This is a genomic window from Kiloniella majae, from assembly GCF_002118315.1.
Taxonomy (GTDB): domain Bacteria; phylum Pseudomonadota; class Alphaproteobacteria; order Kiloniellales; family Kiloniellaceae; genus Kiloniella; species Kiloniella majae.
The window spans coordinates 1-19,000 of the sequence record NZ_MTSZ01000002.1 but is presented as its reverse complement, the minus strand read 5'-3'; the positions used below and the strand labels follow the sequence as shown (position 1 = coordinate 19,000).

At 44.2% G+C, this 19,000-nt stretch carries 17 protein-coding genes and 2 tRNA genes; 9 read left to right on the top strand and 10 right to left on the bottom strand.

The genetic code is table 11. The features are described 5' to 3' along the window. Positions 1 to 29 precede the first annotated feature (29 nt). Together gloA and BKB51_RS06140 are read left to right on the top strand one after the other, a co-directional pair. Entirely contained in the window at positions 30 to 434 is a 405-nt protein-coding gene (gloA, locus tag BKB51_RS06145; RefSeq protein ID WP_085900265.1) for a lactoylglutathione lyase, read from the top strand. Positions 435 to 492: 58 nt separating this feature from the next. Beyond that, the gene (locus tag BKB51_RS06140; RefSeq protein WP_085900264.1) at positions 493 to 1,500 is read left to right on the top strand and encodes a type 2 periplasmic-binding domain-containing protein; all 1,008 of its coding nucleotides are present in this window, start codon (positions 493 to 495) and stop codon (positions 1,498 to 1,500) included. 21 nt (positions 1,501 to 1,521) lie between these two features. Here the strand turns inward: BKB51_RS06140 and BKB51_RS06135 are convergent, their stop codons facing one another. The 7 genes from BKB51_RS06135 to BKB51_RS06105 form a co-directional block, all read right to left on the bottom strand. Next, positions 1,522 to 2,061, bottom strand: a complete 540-nt coding sequence (locus BKB51_RS06135; protein ID WP_085900263.1) for a GNAT family N-acetyltransferase — start codon at positions 2,059 to 2,061, stop codon at positions 1,522 to 1,524. An 86-nt stretch (positions 2,062 to 2,147) separates the two neighbouring features. Next, positions 2,148 to 3,650 carry an MATE family efflux transporter gene (locus tag BKB51_RS06130; RefSeq protein ID WP_085900262.1) on the bottom strand — a complete coding sequence of 501 codons (1,503 nt, stop codon included), beginning with the start codon at positions 3,648 to 3,650 and terminating at the stop codon, positions 2,148 to 2,150. A 117-nt stretch (positions 3,651 to 3,767) separates the two neighbouring features. Further along, complete coding sequence (sseA, locus tag BKB51_RS06125; RefSeq protein WP_085900261.1) at positions 3,768 to 4,616, bottom strand: 3-mercaptopyruvate sulfurtransferase; 849 nt, start codon at positions 4,614 to 4,616, stop codon at positions 3,768 to 3,770. A gap of 34 nt (positions 4,617 to 4,650) precedes the next feature. Further along, on the bottom strand, positions 4,651 to 5,361 hold the full coding sequence (locus tag BKB51_RS06120) for an alanyl-tRNA editing protein (RefSeq protein ID WP_085900260.1): 711 nt from the start codon (positions 5,359 to 5,361) through the stop codon (positions 4,651 to 4,653). A gap of 168 nt (positions 5,362 to 5,529) precedes the next feature. Then, positions 5,530 to 6,531: a cysteine synthase A gene (locus BKB51_RS06115; protein WP_047763540.1), complete on the bottom strand. Its 1,002-nt coding sequence runs from the start codon at positions 6,529 to 6,531 to the stop codon at positions 5,530 to 5,532. Between the two features lie 57 nt (positions 6,532 to 6,588). After that, on the bottom strand, positions 6,589 to 7,239 hold the full coding sequence (locus BKB51_RS06110) for an NUDIX domain-containing protein (RefSeq protein WP_085900259.1): 651 nt from the start codon (positions 7,237 to 7,239) through the stop codon (positions 6,589 to 6,591). 77 nt (positions 7,240 to 7,316) lie between these two features. Then, entirely contained in the window at positions 7,317 to 8,651 is a 1,335-nt protein-coding gene (locus BKB51_RS06105) for a pentapeptide repeat-containing protein (RefSeq protein ID WP_085900258.1), read from the bottom strand. A gap of 208 nt (positions 8,652 to 8,859) precedes the next feature. On the opposite strand from BKB51_RS06105, the gene BKB51_RS06100 reads away from it, so the two are divergent. Then, positions 8,860 to 9,459 carry a hypothetical protein gene (locus BKB51_RS06100; protein WP_125911801.1) on the top strand — a complete coding sequence of 200 codons (600 nt, stop codon included), beginning with the start codon at positions 8,860 to 8,862 and terminating at the stop codon, positions 9,457 to 9,459. Between the two features lie 34 nt (positions 9,460 to 9,493). Here the strand turns inward: BKB51_RS06100 and BKB51_RS06095 are convergent, their stop codons facing one another. Continuing rightward, positions 9,494 to 10,465 (bottom strand): tetratricopeptide repeat protein, encoded by a 972-nt coding sequence (locus tag BKB51_RS06095; RefSeq protein WP_085900256.1) that lies wholly within the window; start codon positions 10,463 to 10,465, stop codon positions 9,494 to 9,496. Between the two features lie 270 nt (positions 10,466 to 10,735). On the opposite strand from BKB51_RS06095, the gene BKB51_RS06090 reads away from it, so the two are divergent. Continuing rightward, the gene (locus BKB51_RS06090; protein WP_085900255.1) at positions 10,736 to 11,356 is read left to right on the top strand and encodes a hypothetical protein; all 621 of its coding nucleotides are present in this window, start codon (positions 10,736 to 10,738) and stop codon (positions 11,354 to 11,356) included. Between the two features lie 419 nt (positions 11,357 to 11,775). After that, on the top strand, positions 11,776 to 11,862 hold the full coding sequence (locus tag BKB51_RS21290) for a DUF4113 domain-containing protein (protein WP_085900253.1): 87 nt from the start codon (positions 11,776 to 11,778) through the stop codon (positions 11,860 to 11,862). Positions 11,863 to 11,994: 132 nt separating this feature from the next. Here the strand turns inward: BKB51_RS21290 and BKB51_RS06075 are convergent. Further along, positions 11,995 to 12,070 (bottom strand) — tRNA-Asn (locus BKB51_RS06075). Between the two features lie 451 nt (positions 12,071 to 12,521). Then, positions 12,522 to 12,595, bottom strand: a tRNA-Cys gene (locus BKB51_RS06070). A gap of 313 nt (positions 12,596 to 12,908) precedes the next feature. On the opposite strand from BKB51_RS06070, the gene BKB51_RS06065 reads away from it, so the two are divergent. From BKB51_RS06065 to BKB51_RS06050, 4 genes are all read left to right on the top strand, one after another. Then, entirely contained in the window at positions 12,909 to 13,580 is a 672-nt protein-coding gene (locus BKB51_RS06065; RefSeq protein ID WP_085900252.1) for a protein-L-isoaspartate O-methyltransferase family protein, read from the top strand. Between the two features lie 240 nt (positions 13,581 to 13,820). Continuing rightward, the gene (locus BKB51_RS06060; RefSeq protein WP_085900251.1) at positions 13,821 to 15,266 is read left to right on the top strand and encodes a TolC family outer membrane protein; all 1,446 of its coding nucleotides are present in this window, start codon (positions 13,821 to 13,823) and stop codon (positions 15,264 to 15,266) included. Between the two features lie 105 nt (positions 15,267 to 15,371). Then, entirely contained in the window at positions 15,372 to 16,112 is a 741-nt protein-coding gene (locus BKB51_RS06055) for a DUF2497 domain-containing protein (protein WP_085900250.1), read from the top strand. An 87-nt stretch (positions 16,113 to 16,199) separates the two neighbouring features. Then, complete coding sequence (locus BKB51_RS06050; RefSeq protein WP_085900249.1) at positions 16,200 to 18,851, top strand: valine--tRNA ligase; 2,652 nt, start codon at positions 16,200 to 16,202, stop codon at positions 18,849 to 18,851. The last annotated feature ends 149 nt before the right edge of the window (positions 18,852 to 19,000 follow it).

Genomic DNA, 19,000 nt, shown 5'->3' with positions numbered 1-19,000 from the left:
TTTATTGCCTTTATTTTTGAGGAAGCAAAATGTCAGAAAATACGTCTTTTCGTTTCTTGCATACGATGATCAGAGTTTTGGACCTTGAAAAGTCTATTGATTTTTATACCCGCCATCTCGGAATGAAACTTCTCCGGAAAAACGATTATCCATCTGGAAAGTTTACCCTCGCATTTTTGGGGTACGGCGATGAAGACAATAATACTGTTATTGAACTGACCCATAATTGGGACCAATCGGATGCTTATGAACTTGGGAGTGGGTTTGGACATTTAGCCCTTGGCGTACCTGACATCTATAAAACGTGTGGATTGCTTGAAAAAGAAGGTGTAAATATTCCTCGCAAGCCCGGTCCAATGGCACACGGCTCAACCGTTATCGCCTTTATCGAAGATCCCGATGGATATAAAATTGAGTTGATTGAGAAGAAATAGTTTGGGCGATAACTTCTAACGCGCCTTCCAGCAAACTCATGATGAGTTGTTAACTAACATGCCCCGGAAATTTTTTGAATATATCAGGACTGTTATACTGGCATTTAGCGGATTTCTCGGCTTTATTAGCTATGCAAATGCAGGTGAGGTTCGGGATAATATTGAGGATCGAGGGTATCTCCGGTGCGGTGTTTTTCAAACCGCTTTTCTTAAGAAGTCACCCATCAAGGAGATGAGCGAGGATCTCTGTCGAGGTCTAGCACTAGCGCTATTCCCTGACCCGAGTGCTGTTAAACTCGTTTCTTTGACAGAGCAAGAGGCTGGTCAGGCTCTGGTAGACGGTCGCGTGGATGTCATTGCCTTGGCTAATCAAAAACGGCTATCGCATCAGGCAAATCACGCTAACACTGGCCCTCTTTTTGTAAATAATCTCGATATTGCTATTTTGTTCAAGGGCTACAAAGTTCGAGATCTGGGGGGTAAGAAAATCTGCTCTCTGGATTGGGTTGATAAAACGGCTCTTGCGATATTTGGCCAAAAGCACCAAATCAGCTTTGGTGTCTTGAGTTATCGGACCGAAGAAGAGCTCTTGAACGCTGTGAAAAGCCATGGATGCAGAGCAGTGGCCTTGCCCAGAGTTGAGCAGGCTATTTTTCTGAAACAGGTATCGGGCATTTTTCCTGCGCCACTAATTTTGAGTTCATCGTCATTTAAAAATAGTTTGGGGATGCTTGTTTCATCGAAAGATGAAGAATGGAAAGCGATTGTAGGGCTGTATCGTCGGGCCTTGCTGGAAAGTGAGCGTAGAGAGGTTTCCTCTCAAAATGTTGATTATGTTGCTTCATCGACAATAAACCCTGAGCTTCAGAAATTACTGGGTGTGAAAAGCTCTTTTGGTCAAAATCTGGGACTTGATCATAATTGGTTTTATCGCGTGTTACAGAACCATGGCAACTATCAGGAAATCTATAGCCGTCATTTTAACAATCGTAAAATTACGCTGGAAAGAGGCCCCAATCAATTGACGGCAAAAGGTGGAGCTTTGGTCGTTAATGATTTGCGTTAGCTACGCTTTAGACTTTCTACGCTATAGGTCGTTGTGTTTTGGATCGTCGATCATTTTTACGTTTCTGTCATATATATTAAATCCACATTTTTGATATACGCTTAGTGCTTTTGGGTGATCAAGACTACAGGTGTTAACCGTTAAACGTGTGGGTTCGTATGACCACGCAATATCGATGATGGATGATAGAAGATAAGGCCCTAATTTTTGGCCGATAAAATCCGGTATCAATCCCATGTAGGCAAGATCGATCTCACTCTGTTTGCGGCGATCAAGCTCTGCATAACCGGCGGGTACACCGTCATAATAGAGCACGTAAATTTCGACATTCTCATCTTGAATTATTTGAGATAATTCATCATCAGATAAAGTACGTCTTTCCCACCATAACCAGGGTTCACCAATTGTATTATAGAGATAGCGATAGAATGACACGGTTGGTTTATAAGCACGAATGAGTGACGTTTTTTTACCCTGTGGAGAATGAAGAAGTAAGTTGTTCGGTCTCTCAAGCATTTCTAGATAAGAGATCGTGACCTCCATCTGTGGAACTGTCGTCATTTCTTTAAACTTTCTCGTACACTATTTTTTGCTAGCTGGGCTTTTGTCTATGTTGGGATGGCCATATATAAGGCGATCACAGGAAATTAATCACGCCTTTTCTCGTCACGCTGATCTGCGTTCCATCTTTCTTCCATAAATCTTTGCCAACCAAACTGAGGTAAAATTGCTGGTAACCACGCTCCGAAATAACGTGTTCTATCATCGCGTTTTTCTGTCGGTTTGATTGGGCTGTTTACAATTTTATAGGCAACGATAATGGTGATGATACCAAAAATAACAGAGCCTGTAGCCTGTCCTGCAATTATACCTTTTGCACCTGCGAGCTCACCACCAATCCAGATGAATGGAATGGTTCCAACTGTTGCTTTCGCCCAGTTGGCAAAGGTTGACCAGGTTGCTTTGTTCATGTTGTTAAAAGCGGCATTTGCAATGAATTGTGCGCCACTAAAGACAAAGCTCCACGATGTAAATATACAAAAGAAGACCACCAACTCTGCGCTTAGACCAGAGGCATTAAAGATAGCTGCAATGGTGTCTGCAAAGATTGACATGATGAGCGACGTAGCGCAAACGACGACAAAAATGACAAGAAGTGAACTGTTAAGTGCAGATTTAACCCGTGCTGTTTGTGCGGCGCCAATGTTTTGGCCAACTATGGGGCCAATCGCAGCTGATAGAGCAAAGACGGCGGCAAACGCAAAGGGAGTGATACGTCCGATAATTGCCAAACCAGCAACCGCATCTGCACCAAATCCAGCAACAGATGTTGTGACATAAGAGTTGGCAAAAGGGGTTGCCAAGCTTGTCAGGGCTGCTGGGATGGCGATTTTTGAAATTGAGGTGATATCGCCGCTTAATCCGCCCTGGAACTTGAACACAGATAGACCAAGCTGACGTGCCAATACCCATGCGGCGACGATTGCCATCGTGAGACGGGCAACCAAGGTTGCATAGGCCGCGCCTTCGATATGGAGATCCAGCGTAAAAATGAAGAGGGGATCAAGTACAATGTTAACAATACCAGCCAATACAGTTGAGATCATAGATGCTTTGGCAGCCCCGACGGCACGCAGTACGGCGCCCATCGACATACCAATGGATATAACAGGCAACGAGATCACGGTGATCTTCATATACTTTACTGCGAATTCTAGCGTTTTTCCTTCGGCACCAACAAGCGAGAGTAGCTGTTCGGTGTAGAGATATACCGGGATCGCAATAAAGGACATCATAACGAATGAGGTGAGAAGGCCGTTGAAGATAACCCTTTTTGCCTGATCACCTTGGCCTGCACCGATTACTCTGGCGACAACGGCGGCTAGTCCAATCGACAGTCCAATACTGATTGAAAAAATAAAAAATGTTATCGCGCCGGAAAACCCAATAGCAGCTGCCAGAGACTCTTCACCGAGAAGACTGATGAAATACATATCAACCAGTTCAACAAAAAAGATCGACATCAAACCAACAGAGGTTGTTGCTGTCATATTTATGACATGCCGAAGAATACTTCCTGTTACAAAGCGGGCATTAATTGTTTCCTGCTTTTCAGAATCGATTTGTTTTTCTGGGGTGCTTGAGTTCATTTTATAGTTTTGTACTGATTATGGTTTTATTGTCGAATACTCGTAATGCTCAATGGTTAGGGCACCTATATTCCAAGAATAAGATATAGGTGATAAGTGTTTCAAAAATAAGAATAGTTATCCGGTTACAACAGGCGTGTCACCTTCCTGTCCCCATTCCGACCAGGATCCATCGTAAAGCGATGTTTTTTTGTGCCCTATTAGTTCCAGGCCAAGGCTCAATACAGCGGCGGTAACTCCGGAACCACAAGATGTAACGACAGGTTTGTTGTAATCAATTCCCGATTTCTCAAATGCGTTTTTAAGATCTTGAGTTTCTTTCAGGGTGCCGTCTTCTTTAAAGAGATCTGTGAAGGGGAGATTGTACGAATCTGGGATATGACCCGAGCGAATACCTGTGCGCGGCTCTGGTACTTCCCCCTTGAATCGCCCACTTGCCCGTGCATCAAGAATCTGTTCTTTTCCAGTTTCTACATTACGCAGGAGTTGTTCCTTATCGCGAATGAGAAAGCTGTTGAAGCGCGGCGTAAAGTGTCGTTCCCCGGGATGAACCGTGTTGTCGTCAACCGGACGATGTTCTGAGAGCCACTTCGGAAGGCCGCCATCCAATACAGCGACATCTTTGTGCCCAAACAGTCGGAACATCCACCAGACACGGGCAGCTGAAAACAACCCTCGTTGATCGTATACAACTATTCGGTTGCCATCACCCAGGCCAAGTTTCCTGACTTTGGACGCGAATTTAATATCGCTGGGAATCATATGGGGGAGGGGATTATCAGTGTCTGAAATATCATCAATATCAAAGAAAATTGCGTTACGAATGTGTGCTTCTTGGTATAAAGCGCGCGCATCTTTATTTTCATTGGGCAGGTAATAGGTGCCATCAACAATCCTTACGTCAGGGGCGTCAAGATGATCAGCAAGCCATTCGGTTGATACGACAGAATTAAATTTTTCAGACAAGGTGGTATCTCCCCAAAGTAGTATTCCCTCTGTATTATGATGCAAATGTTAGGTTGATACGACGGTTTTGTTTACCTTTGTTTTCTACCTTGCCAATTTTTATTGGGCCAATTTCACCTGTTGACTTAACATGTGTTCCACCACAAGGCTGCAGGTCAACATCTTCACCAATTTTCACCAAGCGTATTTTGCCTGATCCACGCGGTGGTTTGACGGACATTGTCCGAACCATAGAAGGATTGTTATCCAGTTCTTCGTCTGAAATCCAGTCCTGCGTTATGGGATGGTTTTCCGCAATTAGTTGATTGATTTTCTCTTCAAGTGCGATTTTGTCAATTGCCGTGTCCGGGAGATTAAAATCCAAGCGACCTTTAACATCACTGATTTGTCCGCCTGTCACGTCACCAATGACAGAGGCACAGAGTAGATGCAGGCAGGAATGTATTTTCATGTGAGCATAACGGCGATCCCAATCCAAAAAGGCGGTTACCTTATCGCCAATCTGTGGAACATCGGCACCTTCTTCAAGATGCAGAACGACATCTTCGTGATTTTCGCCTTTTCTGGCTTCGATCACGTTGCTTTTTGTGCCGTCAGAAAGCTCTAGCCAACCACTGTCCCCAGGCTGTCCACCGCCCGTTGGATAAAACAATGTTTGATCTAAACGGACTTGACCATTTTCAGAATAGGTTACTGTTGCATCGCAGGATTTCTGATAGGAATCTTTGTAAAAGAGCAAGTCCATTGGGGTACCTCGAAGGAATTTGGCAGGTTGTCTTCTTTATTTCGTACAAAGTTATCATGCGCTTACGCGAAGGTGTAGCTTTAAGCGGCTATTTTTAGGAAAATATTGTCCCGATACATTAAAGGCCGCTTCTAGGAGCGGCCTTTAATCGTGGAAACTTTGAAAACTTTATGCAACCCACTTTGGTACTGGGAGACCGCGTTCTTTCAGAAATTCTGCATTATAGAGTTTGCTGGTATAACGTGTTCCTAGATCACAAAGCATGGTGACGATGGTATGGCCCGGGCCCATTTTCTTGGCGAGTTCTATTGCGCCGGCAATGTTTACGCCGCTGGAACCGCCAAGGCAAAGAGCTTCTTCTTCAAAAAGGTTGAAGACTAAAGGAATAGCCGTTTCATCACTGATACGGAAGGCTTCGTCAATCACGGCGCCTTTCAGGTTGGCAGTAATACGTCCTTGGCCGATACCTTCTGTAATGGAAGATCCTTCGGATTTCAGCTCGCCATGTTTGTAGTAGCTATAGAGGGCTGCACCATGAGGGTCAGCCAAAGCGATTTGAATATTTTTATTGTGCTCTTTTAGTCCCATTGAAACACCAGCGAGTGTGCCGCCGGTACCAACTGCGCTGACATAACCATCGACTTTACCATCGGTTTGCTTCCAGATTTCCTGGGCAGTGGTTTCGATATGTCCCTGACGGTTGGCCACATTATCAAACTGATTTGCCCAGATTACACCGTTTGGTTCCTGTCCAGCGAGTTCCTGTGCAAGTCTTTGCGAGTAGTGAACGTAGTTGTTCGGGTCTTTGTAAGGTGCCGCAGGCACTTCATAAAGCTCTGCACCGCTGAGGCGGAGCATGTCTTTCTTTTCTTGTGACTGGGTTTCAGGAATGACAATAGCACAGCGATATCCGCGAGCACGGGCAACAAGGGCAAGGCCAATACCCGTATTCCCGGCTGTGCCTTCAACAATTACACCACCGGGTTTCAGGATGCCTTTTTCTTCGGCATCTTTAACAATGGCCCACGCGGCTCTGTCCTTGATTGATCCGCCGGGGTTCAGGAACTCGGCCTTTCCAAGGATTTCACAACCTGTTTCCTCTGATGCCCGTTTCAGGCGAATGAGAGGCGTGTTTCCAATGCTGTCAATAAATCCGTCGCGAATATCCATTTGTGTCGTCCGTAGGTATAGGTTGAATTCGTATATTTCTGTTGTTTACTTCAGAGGTTAGTCATTTTTCGTTTCATTAGACCATACTGATGTAAGCGCTGTCTGGTTTAATTCCAACCATTGAAGTGCAATTGCTGTGATGGCATTGGTAATTTTTCCTTCAGACATAAGCTTAAAGCCTTGCTCGGCTTTCATTGTATGGGTGCGAATATCTTCGCCTTCATGATCCAGCCCATAAGAATCCTGCTTCTTGTGATCCAGAATTTCACCGCAGAATAAAGTAATTGTTTCTGAACTTCCCCCGGGTGTCATCAGGAAGGTCCCGATTTTTTTCAATCGTCCTAATGTGCAGCCGGCTTCTTCCATGGCTTCCCGGTGGCTTAGTTCTTCCGGGTTCTCATTTTCTTCAATAATGCCAGCAACAACTTCTAAAAGCCACGGGTCTTGTGATGCAGCGTAGGCCCCGGGGCGAAATTGTTCGATCAGAATAATCTCACCAGTCTTATGATCAAAGGGAAGCACAGCTGCGGCGTGACCACGTTCAAAAATTTCACGCGGAACTACCTGTGAGAGTCCTCCTGCGAACAGGGTGTGGCGAAAGCGGTAGGAATCAACTTGAAAATAACCTTTAAATGCGGTCGTTTTTTCAATCACTTCAACATGACCGGTTTCGTTTAATTCGCCGATTTTTTGTAATGCTCTATTCATGATCAGAAATTAGGGGCCTTATTTATAAATTACAATAGAAAATGTGGTTTATTTTATAATACAAAAATTAAGTGTATTTATTCCAATATTAAGCCTTTGCAACCACGTAAGTCGGCATTATCCAAATTAGCACTTCGTAGATCCGCCCCGGTAAAATCAACATCGACACATGTTGCATGTGAAAGATCTGCATTGGCCAGATTGGCAAAGCGAACCCGGGCACCTGTTAAATCTGCATGACGTAGGTCGGCACTCTCTAGGTCAGTTTGGTCAAAACAGCAGCTTTTAAGGTTGGCAGAAACGGAACTGCCTTGTGTCCCTAAAATCATCATGGGAGAGAGGCGACAGTGCCGCAGGCTTGCTCCGGTAAGGTTTGCTTTCTCCAGCTTTACTCCGCGCAGGTCGGCATCACTAAAATCAGAGTTCAAGGCCATGACACCAGACATATTTGCCATGTTGAGACGACTGGCGAGGAAAGTACAGTTAGACAGGTTTGTTAAGGATAACTCAGCGGCTTGAAGATTGATCCCTGCCAGATCGTTGGCCTGTAGATCGTATTCAGTCAAGACGGCTTGTTTTCCTTTTCTGCCGAGTGAATTAATCCATGCGAGATGATCTTCGAGGATATCTCGTATTGATCGATCCAGATCTTCTATGCTTCTTGGCAAACTGGCCTGATTCGTATTGGCATAGGTCATATCACTGTTACTGAAATGCGCAGCAGTCAGGTCTGCACCTTCCATATTAGTGTTATTCAATAGGGCACCGCTTAAATTTGCACCGTGGAATACGCAACCGCTAAAATCTGCATCGGTTAAATCTGCGCCGGTAAAGATAGATCCACTGACGTCAGAATTGGCCATTACGGCCCCGGACAAATCTGCGTTCTTGAAATTTACATTGGTCAGGTTTGTTCTGCGCCCAATGACACGCCCAAGCTTGGCATCGCTTAGGTCTGCATCTTTCAGGTTAATGCCATCAAAATTGGATTCTTCATCATGCTTTACGGGAACGTAAGTGCCATCCGGTTTTCTGATAAGGATAAAGCCATTCCGAATATCTGCCCCGGATAGTGTTGCGTTTTCCAAGTCTGCATTTTCAAGGCAGACACCCCGCAGATCACTTTTCCGTAGGGAGCAACCTTTCATATCTGCCCCGGACAAATCGGCCCCAAAAAGGTTGACCCGTTCTAGCTTGGATTTATTGAAATCACTGTCAACAAGGTCTGCCCCAACCATTTCAGCAGCATCGAGCACAAGGTCAGAAAATTTGAGTTTTCGGGCATCTTTGAAAGAAAGGAACAATCGTGCACCACCAACACGTCCATCCAGATAATTGCGATGAGAAACCGCAGCTTCATCAACCCAAATCTGATTTACACGGTCCAGCTTGTGATTGTTATCTTCTTTCATTCAAGCTTCCACATCCTTACAAACTATAATAAACCTCAGAAGATCAGAGTGGATCTTATCAAAAGCTGTCTATCATCAAGAAGTATCATAGAACCGGGATGAAGACTTATTGTTTTTTTTGTTCCATTATCGCTTGGGTATAAACAGTTTTCTCGTTTACAATATCTTAGCTTTGGTTCTGATAGTATTAACAATTATGTTAGATGTGATGAAATTTCTTACCAGTACTTTGTGCTCGATGTCCTTCGCGCTTGTCTTCTCGGCGTTTGCAGGGGGTGTCAGTGCGTCTGAACCATCTAATTCTCAGAACTGGGAAAAATCATCCCTGTTACAGAACTGGGATCAATGCGGTGCAGACTATACGCCACCGGAATGGTGTTCCGAATTGCCGGAAGAAATTGACCTGGATAAGTCCTATACCAACTATCGAGATACGCTAGCAAATAATAAAAAAGCCGAAGCTGAAAGAATGCTGAAGGCAGCTAAAATACTTGAAAGTAGGGTAGGTGCTGCAAGGAATGTTCAAAGCGGGAAGCTCTATAAACAAGATTTGATCACTATCAGCAAACAAGCCAAGACGGGCGATAAAGAAGCCATGGAATTACTGGCCTGGATGTATGTTCAGGGCATGATGCCAAAAACCAATAAAGATCTTGATCCAAATGAAGCCGCTTATATCTGGTACGGACGTGCCTATTTGGCAGGGGCCAAAGAGGCCAAGGAAAATATGGACAAAATTTGGCCGTCACTCAGCGTGACGCAACAAAGACGTATTGCCAAACTTTTCGATCAGAACAATAGCCGCTAACTGAATCTGGCCGAACAGTTTTCAAATAAGAGAACTATCTGACGAGGCCCAGTTCTTTCAATTCTTTCCGATACTTTTTCTCTTGCCTGTTGATGCTGTACGCCATTTGAAAATCAAATGAGGCGTTGTTGTTGTCACCAAGACTTTTGTATAGCTGTCCCCGATTATAAAAAATTTCCGGGTTATTAGGCGCGTAATGCAAAGCGAGATCAAAGGCGCGAATGGCTTTGTCGTAGGCGCCTTGGGAAAAGAGAATGATCGCCTTGGCTTCGTAAGCATCAAAAGATTTAGGCTCTAATTCGATTACATATTCCGCATCAACCAAAGCTTGGTCGATAAAACCTGTGCTGAGATAGGCTTTTGCCCGTTTTATATAGGCATCAAGTGACGGCGGCTCTTCGGACAAGATAGTGATAAAATGATCAATGGTCGCATATTCGATGTAATTGCCCAGGTAGGGGTTACTTTCATTGATCAGGATTTTACCCAGTTCAGGCTTTATCAAAATAGCTTGTGATACATCCTGAAGGGCGGCCTCAATTTCGTTTTGCTCTCGGTAGAGAACGCCTCTTTTAAGCAAAAGCTCGGCATCTTCAGGGATTTCAATTAGTGCCTTGTTCAACCACGACAACGCCGTGTCATTTCTGTCCTGTTCAACATAGAGCGAAGTCAGGTTAAAATAAGCATCTCCATAGGTCGGAAGCAGTTCAACAGACTGTATGAAGTCTTGCTCGGCCTTTTGCGGGATATTCAAATCCAAAAAGAGCGTACCGCGATTGTTGAGTACGTAAGCCTGATGCTTTTTTGATAAATCGCCTTCGTTCAGGGCGTCTGTATAATATTCTATTGCGAGTTCAAGGTTACCATTATCCTGTGCTTCCTGCGCAGCCCTGGCAAAGAGGATGCCGTCAGCAAACGTCACCACAGGGGCGAGGGCAGTAATAATGGATAATACCAAGGCAGAACTTTTGAAGAGTTTAGGCATCATGTGTCTGTCGCTGATCATAGCCCCTGAAAATATAGTTAATAAATTTTTATCTTTATATAACTCTATAGGAAGATTGCAAAATTGAAATTGTTGTAATCAGCGTTAAATATCGTTTGGCGGGTAATTATTATATCAACAAAGGTATTTTAAAAACCAATTATTCTCTTTTAGGTTGTTTGATCTGTGGCTTACGTGTAGTGGAATGGGGAGCTAAAACGAGAAGTTTTCTTACTTTGGTTTATTGACTTTTGGTATGATATTTATCGGTGAATTTAAGGGGAATAATCTGTGAAAAGATTAATTGTATTGTGTTTGGTGCTGTTTACTGTCGGGTGTAAGGGGGCTACTACATCTGAACTCGTTGGTTCCGGACCAATTACTTTGAGTGCAAGCGCGCAAAAATCGTATGAAAAATACCTTAGATCTAACCCGCGAGCTTTTGCTGTGACAAAAGACGGAAACACGAGTTGGGGGTGGTACTATTGCCGTGATATTCAATGTCGCGGATCTAAGCTCCAATCTATGCCGAAAGCAATTAAAATCTGTGAGGACTATTCAAAAGGTAAGCCTTGTAAGATTTATGACGTTGGTGGAAAAATCGTTTGGAAAAAAAAGACCAAACCAGAAAAAGAAATCAAGGTAGATCTATATGATCCCAAAAAGTTTGAAATTACTTCTGGGCAAAAAACTGCATTCGGAAGATATCTAGACTTGGTTAGTATTAAGAATGATGATGTTAATCTTGCCTTTGCAATTGGCAAAGACGGAACAACGGCAAGAGCCAGATCGCAAGAAGTGGCCCCTTACAACAATTTGAAGTTAACAGTCCTAGAAATTTGTAAGGCCAAATCTTCTGATAATAAGTGTGTGTTGTACGCGATAAATGATAATGTAACCGCTGAGAAATAGAGGCTAGTTTCCTTTTGTGATAGAAGGCTCTCCCGGGTCTTATTCTCAGAGTTCTTATTCAATGAGAGACAGAAAGATTTTTTATTATTTTTCTGTCTCTTTTTTGTCAGGGCTGGAATGCGATCTTATTTAAGATAAAAAGCTAAGGATACTTTGCCTCAATCCTGTATATCTATGAGCATTGTTATCATTAGCACAATTGATGCCTTGTATCGGGTGTGTGTGTTTTTTTGGAATTCTTGTACAATAATGTTTTGAACTTCTTGGTTTGTGATGTTGTCGGGTGGACACATTAGCTCTGTATTCAAGAGTATCACAAACTGCTCATATGAGAGTATCATACCTTTTTTCTACATTACAGGCTTGATAAAGTTGATGTCTGTTATGGATAAATTCAACAAAGACCATGACGCGATGTTGTGAGATTCGCCAAGTTTGGTGTCGATGCCGATTGGAAGATGCGCCAGAGAATGGTGTCACCAAAATACACGATCAGATTGGGCTGATATGCCGGATGTGTTTTGATTAAAAGCGGGAATTGTGCCCCGTTTTGTGCCCCGTATTTCAAGAAAAATCGCAGTAAATTCTCAACAAAAAACCCTAGGTCATTGATATTCAATGATCTAGGGTTTTTGTAATGGCTCCGCGAGCAGGACTCGAACCTGCGACAGGGTGATTAACAGTCACCTGCTCTACCAACTGAGCTATCGCGGATCAATGTTTGTGCCGCCTCGTTGGCGACGGGTTGGGTTATAACAGTGGTGTTACATGCTGGCAATAACTTTTATGCATTTTTTTTAATTTTTTTTGTTCCTTTTAAATCAAAGGCTTGTGGTGCTTATGACTCCTTTGGTTTTGTGGTGAGCGAAAAATAGATTCTCAATCCTGTTTTCTTGCTTTTAACAAAAAGCGCGAGGTTAAGCTGGCGAGATATTTGTAATTATATCAGAAAGAGAATTGAGGGCGAATCAAGACAGTACTCTGATTCGGTAAGAATCTTTTTACACAAAATGTTTTGATTGAAAGCTTGTATAATTGATTCGGTGTTAGTCTTTAATGCTGTCGGGATATTATTGATATTTATTGAAGAAACCGAGTATAGGCTAGACTAGATTATCTATCCGGATCTTTTTGAGGATCGGGGAAATCATAGAAATGAGGATTTTGGAGGCCCGGGCCGGAATCGAACCGACGTACAAGGATTTGCAGTCCTCTGCATCACCACTCTGCCACCGGGCCATCCTGACGAACATTCATTCGTTGGCAGTGCCGCAGTGTATAGTAGTGGTTATCGATTAGGTCAAGAGATCAATCTCGATTCCAGTTTCATTTATGTGACGGGTCTTGTTTTGGTCGGATAATTTACAGGAAAGTTTACCAAATAGTTTAAGTATAATAAGGTGGGGAAGGGGATCTTGTTGTTAAATTGATGACCTGCCAGAGTCTTTATTAACCAGATAAAAATAATAAAAACGGATACTTTGTCTGGAAAGGTTGGGGTCACTTGGTTATTATCCCACAAAATTTTTACAGATAATCGGCGTTTCTAACGATGAACAACTTTGAACAAGCCCGCATGAACATGATTAATTGCCAGTTGCGTACCAATAAGGTGACGCATGATGGTGTATTGTCCGCGTTTGAAAATGTGGCACGGGAAGAATACGTACCGGAATCTTCAAAAGCTATTGCCTATGTGGATGAAGATTTGGCGCTGGACCATGGCCGCTATTTGATGGAGCCAATGGTTCTTGCGCGTATGCTTCAGACCATCGACCCACAAGAAGATGATACGGCGTTGGTTGTTGGCGCAGGCACCGGTTATACGGCGTCTGTATTGGCCAAGCTTGTTAGTGTCGTTGTGGCAATCGAAGATACAGATGATCTGGTTGACTCGATGAACGAGCGCTTTACATCTCATGGTACAGAAAACGCGGTCGCTGTTAAGGCTGACTTAACTGAGGGGTATCCAAAACAGGCCCCTTATGATTTGATCGTATTTGGCGGTGCTGTTTCTGAAGTACCTGACGCGCTTTTAGAGCAGTTGGCAGAGAAGGGCCGATTGATCGCCGTTGTTCAGGATGCAAATGCCAAGGATAAACAGACATTGGGGCATGCGACATTGATTGAAAAGCACGCAGGCAACTGTTCCGGTCGTGTGGTTTTTGACGCTAATACACCTTTGCTACCCGGCTTTGAAGCCAAAGAAACATTTTCATTTTGATACGCTATCTTTAAGTGTGCTTTCGATTTAATATTGGATCTTAAAATATTAGCGACAGATCGGGCTAGGATAGAACGTCAAAGTTTGTATGAAGACTGGCGCAGTTTGTGCCAGTTCTTTTTTATATACAAAAAGTTGTAAATAGCCTGTGACCTGTTTAAGAACTTTTTGTATGCTCTTTAAAAGACACAGATATAAACCACATTTACGGTTTCATTTCATTCTATAGGTAACCGCGCAATGCGGGACCGTTATCAAATTAAGTTTGGCATTGGATTAATTTTGGACAACGTGATGATCAAATCTATCGGAAACACGAAAAAAGCGCTTTTAAGTCGATGTGCCATTGTCAGTGTTGCAGTTTACACTGGTTTTTCTGGTGGTGTAATGGCCCAGACGCTGAATGAGTCTTTGGTTAAAGCCTATGAAACCAATCCATCACTATCCAGTGCTCAAACAGGCTTGAAATCAGTTAACGAAGGTGTTCCTCAGGCGCTGTCTGAGTGGCGTCCGGATGTTCGTATTACGTCCTCGGCAGGTGTTCGCCGAACCGATACAGATACGCCCACGGGGGATTCAACAGATACAACGCAGCCTTTGAATGCAACGTTGCAGGTGACGCAATCTCTTTATCAGGGGGGACAGACAGAGGCCGCGACGGAGCAGGCTGAAAATCTGGTCCTGGCAGAACGTGCATCCGTGACGTCTGTTGAGCAGGATGTTCTGTTGCGGGCCGTAACGGCCTATGCTGATGTTTGGCGGGATCAGGCTATTCTGGATCTTAACATCAACAATGAAAAAGTTTTGACCAGACAGTTTGAAGCAACGCGTGATCGTTTTGATGTTGGTGAGTTAACAAGAACGGATGTTGCACAGGCAGAATCCAGATATTCAACATCGACAGCCCAGCGCATTGCTTCGGAAGGAACGCTGAATTCATCAAAAGCCGTGTTTGAAGAAGTCGTTGGTGAATATCCTGATGAAGTATTGGCGCGTCCTGCTCCCTTTGCGGTTTTACCAAGCAGTGAAGATGAGTTGTTGGGCGTTGCACTGGAAAATAATCCGGCTCTTCTTGCTGCCAAGTACAACGAAATGGCTTCCAAGAACGAAGTCAGAGAAATAACAGGTGAACTATACCCGGATTTGTCGCTGGTGGGGCGCGTCAGTCGTTCTGATGAAACATCAGGTGAAGATATCGACAGCACATCCGGTGAAATTATTGCGCAACTTGTTGTGCCTCTCTATCAACAGGGATTGGTGAGTAGCCGCGTTCGCCAGGCAAAACAGGTTGCTAACCAGCGTAGAATCCAAATTGTTGAACAGATGCGTGCTGTTGAGCAGCAAGGAACATCATCTTGGGAAAACCTTGTCAGCTCTCAGGCACAGATCAAATCCTTTACCTCTTCTGTAAATGCCGCAGAAATAGCCCTAGACGGCGTACGTCAAGAAGAAGAAGTTGGTGAGAGAACAGTGTTGGATGTACTTGATGCCGAACAGGAATTACTCGATGCACAGGTGAACCTTGTGCGAGCGCAAAGAGATGAAGTTGTTGCGACTTATCAGGTACTGAGCACAATGGGCCAGATGACAGCGCAGTACATCGGGTTACCTGTTAATGTCTTTGATCCGGCAGAAGACTATAATAATGTGAGAGATAAGTGGTTTGGGTTGGGTATTGAAAATTAGACGTGCAAAAGCCCTTCTTTTTCAATAATATCTAACTTATATTACCGAAATTGTATTGGTAACAGGTAATGTTCGCAGTTAAGGAAGCGGTGGGACAGCATTTCAATGAGTGATCAAGAAGCCCAGGGTGAACCATCAATGGAAGAAATTCTGGCGTCAATTCGCCGGATTATTTCTGAAGACGATCCAGAAGGTGAGACGCCAGAAGGGGCGGAGGCACAGGCAGAGGAGCCTGCTGCGGAAGAACCTGAAGCAGACGATGATGACGTTCTCGAGCTAACCGAAGAGGTTGCCGAAGAGGAAGAGGTTGTCGCTGAAGAACCTGACGCGGAAGAGGAGCCTGTTGAGGCGGATTCTGATGAGGATTCGATTGAAGATGACTTCAGATCATCAATGGGTGAGCCTGAAGAAGACGAGATTGAAATAGAAGAACCGGCCGAAGAACCTGAGGCTGATTTAGAAGCCGTTGAAGAAGATGACATTGGTGATATTTCATTTGATGAAGATGAAATAGAAATTGCTGCAGTTGCTGAAACGCCTGAAGACGATATTCCTGATGACGATATTAATGTCGGTGATGATATTGACCTGGATGCGCCTGATGCAGAGAGCATTCTTCAAGAAGAGACGCAGGATTCAACTTCTTCGGCGCTGTCTGAAATAGCACGTGCTGCTGTTGTCCAACGTTCCCTGGCCATTGGTACAGGGAAAACACTGGAAGATATCGTTCGTGAAGCACTGGTTCCTGAGCTTAAAGCATGGCTTGATGTCCGCTTGGGCCCTATGGTTGAACGAATCGTTCGCGAGGAAATTAAAAAGATGGTGCGCCGGGCCGAAGATTTATAAGGCCCGGACTTTCTTTTTTCTTCCGAAACTGCTAGCAAATGCTAGCATTATTTCACATAGAATATTTTAGTTAAGAGGAACCCAGTAATGCTGGACAAAACCTATTGCCCTGAAAAAGTTGAGGCAAAGCATTACGAGCGTTGGGAAAAATCCGGAGCTTTCTCCGCAGATCCTAATTCCCCGTCTGACCCTTATACCATTATGATGCCCCCGCCGAATGTCACGGGGAATCTGCACATGGGACATGCTTTGACCTTTACTCTGCAAGACGTTCTTGTTCGGTATAAACGCATGAAGGGGCATGATGTCCTCTGGCAGCCGGGAACCGACCATGCGGGTATTGCGACCCAGATGGTTGTTGAGCGTCAATTGGCTGAAAAGGGAATTTCCAGACATGATCTTGGTCGTGAAAAGTTCCTGAATTCTGTTTGGGAATGGAAAGAAGAGTCCGGTGGGGCGATTGTTAAACAGCTTCGTCATCTCGGTGCGTCTGCTGATTGGCCCCGTGAACGCTTTACAATGGATGAAGGGCTTTCAGAAGCGGTTCGTAAGGTTTTTGTTCAGCTTCATAAAGAAGGTTTGATCTATAAAGACAAGCGTCTTGTAAACTGGGATCCAAAGCTTCTGACCGCGATTTCTGATCTTGAAGTTGTTCAAAAAGAAAGTAACGGCAAGCTCTGGCATTTCCGCTATCCGATTGATGGTGAAGACGGTAAATACATTGTTGTTGCCACCACGCGTCCGGAGACAATGCTGGGTGATACGGGTGTTGCAGTACATCCGGATGATGATCGCTACAAAGATCTTATTGGCAAAAATGTAAAACTGCCAATCGTCGGGCGTCTTATCCCTATTGTTGCTGATGAGTATGCTGATCCTGAAACGGGCTCTGGTGCCGTTAAGATTACCCCGGCTCACGATTTCAATGACTTTGAAGTCGGGCGTCGCTGTAATCTGGAAATGATTAATGTTTTTGATAAGTTCGCGCATATTAATGAAAATGCGCCGGATGACTATCAAGGGCTGGATCGTTTTGTTGCCCGTAAGAAGATTGTTGCCAAGTTTGAAGAACTTGGTCTTTTGGATAAGATCGACGATCACCTGAATTCTGTTCCTTATGGCGACAGATCGAATGTTCCAGTTGAACCTTGGTTGACTGATCAATGGTATGTTGACGCGGCGACACTTGCCAAACCAGCTTTGGAAGCTGTTGAAACTGGCAAGACTGAAATTGTTCCGAAACAGTGGGAAAATACTTACTACGATTGGATGCGTAATATCCAGCCATGGTGTGTTTCTCGTCAGCTGTGGTGGGGACATCAGATCCCGGCATGGTATGGTCCTGATGGCGAAATCTTTGTTGAAGAGACAGAAGAAGAAGCTAAAGCTGCTGCCCTTGCACATTTCGGCAAAGAAGTTGAGCTAATACGTGACCCGGATGTTCTGGATACATGGTTCTCATCTGCTCTTTGGCCTTTCTCTACCATTGGATGGCCAGAAACAACGAAAGAGCTGGAACGGTATTATCCTGGCGATGTGTTGGTTACCGGTTTTGACATTATCTTCTTCTGGGTTGCCAGAATGATGATGATGGGCATGCACTTTATGAAAGAAGTGCCGTTCAAAACCGTCTATATCCATGCTCTTGTCCGCGATGAAAATGGTCAGAAAATGTCCAAGTCGAAGGGCAATGTTATTGATCCGCTTGAAGTTATCTCTGAATACAGCTGTGATGCTTTGCGTTTCACTCTGGCGGCGATGGCGGCACCGGGGCGCGATATCAAGTTGGCATCTTCTCGTGTTGAAGGCTATCGCAACTTCGGAACCAAGCTTTGGAATGCGTCGATCTATAGTCAGATGAACGGTGCTGTGTATGATCCAGGTTTTGACCCTCTGAGCTGTAACGAGCCGATTAATAAATGGATTGTCGGACGTGTTGCAGCAGCGACGGCTGCCGTTGACAAAGCGCTGGATGACTACCGTTTTAACGATGCTGCTAATGCGCTTTATCGTTTCTTTTGGAATGAATATTGTGACTGGTATGTAGAATTCACAAAGCCCGTACTGGCAGCAGGGAATGAAGCAACGAATAGTGAGACCAAAGCAACAATTGCATGGGTCTTGGCACAGACACTTCATCTTTTACATCCAATCATGCCTTATATTACCGAGGAATTATGGGAAAACCTTGGCAACGAAGGTGCAACACCGCTTATTTCTTCGTCGTGGCCAAAGTTCGACGAGCGTCATACGGATGCTAACGTTGATAAAGAGATGGATTGGGTTATCAAGCTTATCTCTGATATCCGGGCGACACGTGCTGAGTTGAATACACCGCCAAAACTAAAGGCGCCGCTTCTGCTCAAAGATGGTTCTGATGTAGTTAAAGCCAAAGTTGATCAATACAAAGATGTTGTGAAGTGGCTTGCTGGTCTTTCCTCTGTTGATTTTACAGATGAAGATCTGCCGCAAGGGGCTATTCAAATTGTTCTTGATGATGCGACTTTTGCATTGCCCTTGGAAGGTATTATTGACGCTGAGCAGGAAACAGCTCGCCTGAATAAAGAAATGGAAAAAACGCTCGAAGAGATTGCTAAAATTGACAAGCAACTCTCAAACGAAAATTTTGTTTCCAGGGCACCTGAACATGTTGTTGAGGAAAAGAAAGCCCGCCGGGAAGAGTTCATGTCAGTCAAAACAAAACTGGATGAAGCTCTGGCGCGGATTGCCAATCTCTAGAAGCAACATTTATTGCGTTTGATAGGTTTATAAGAAAGCCGCTCATTCGAGCGGCTTTTTTTGTATTCTAATTGTCGCGTCCTGAAATAAGTTTACATATTGGAGACTTATGATGGGACCTTCAAAGAAAGAGCGAGTAAAGCGTAGTC

Coding starts and splice junctions, on each gene's coding strand:
- BKB51_RS06115 (WP_047763540.1), bottom strand. CDS start 6,531: ATGGATATTCGCGACGGATTTATTGACAGCATTGGAAACACGCCTCTC.
- BKB51_RS06140 (WP_085900264.1), top strand. CDS start 493: ATGCCCCGGAAATTTTTTGAATATATCAGGACTGTTATACTGGCATTT.
- gloA (WP_085900265.1), top strand. CDS start 30: ATGTCAGAAAATACGTCTTTTCGTTTCTTGCATACGATGATCAGAGTT.
- BKB51_RS06105 (WP_085900258.1), bottom strand. CDS start 8,651: ATGAAAGAAGATAACAATCACAAGCTGGACCGTGTAAATCAGATTTGG.
- BKB51_RS06050 (WP_085900249.1), top strand. CDS start 16,200: ATGCTGGACAAAACCTATTGCCCTGAAAAAGTTGAGGCAAAGCATTAC.
- BKB51_RS06100 (WP_125911801.1), top strand. CDS start 8,860: ATGAAATTTCTTACCAGTACTTTGTGCTCGATGTCCTTCGCGCTTGTC.
- BKB51_RS06055 (WP_085900250.1), top strand. CDS start 15,372: ATGAGTGATCAAGAAGCCCAGGGTGAACCATCAATGGAAGAAATTCTG.
- BKB51_RS06060 (WP_085900251.1), top strand. CDS start 13,821: ATGCGGGACCGTTATCAAATTAAGTTTGGCATTGGATTAATTTTGGAC.
- BKB51_RS06120 (WP_085900260.1), bottom strand. CDS start 5,361: ATGGACTTGCTCTTTTACAAAGATTCCTATCAGAAATCCTGCGATGCA.
- BKB51_RS06065 (WP_085900252.1), top strand. CDS start 12,909: ATGAACAACTTTGAACAAGCCCGCATGAACATGATTAATTGCCAGTTG.
- BKB51_RS06095 (WP_085900256.1), bottom strand. CDS start 10,465: ATGATCAGCGACAGACACATGATGCCTAAACTCTTCAAAAGTTCTGCC.
- BKB51_RS06130 (WP_085900262.1), bottom strand. CDS start 3,650: ATGAACTCAAGCACCCCAGAAAAACAAATCGATTCTGAAAAGCAGGAA.
- BKB51_RS06110 (WP_085900259.1), bottom strand. CDS start 7,239: ATGAATAGAGCATTACAAAAAATCGGCGAATTAAACGAAACCGGTCAT.
- BKB51_RS06135 (WP_085900263.1), bottom strand. CDS start 2,061: ATGACGACAGTTCCACAGATGGAGGTCACGATCTCTTATCTAGAAATG.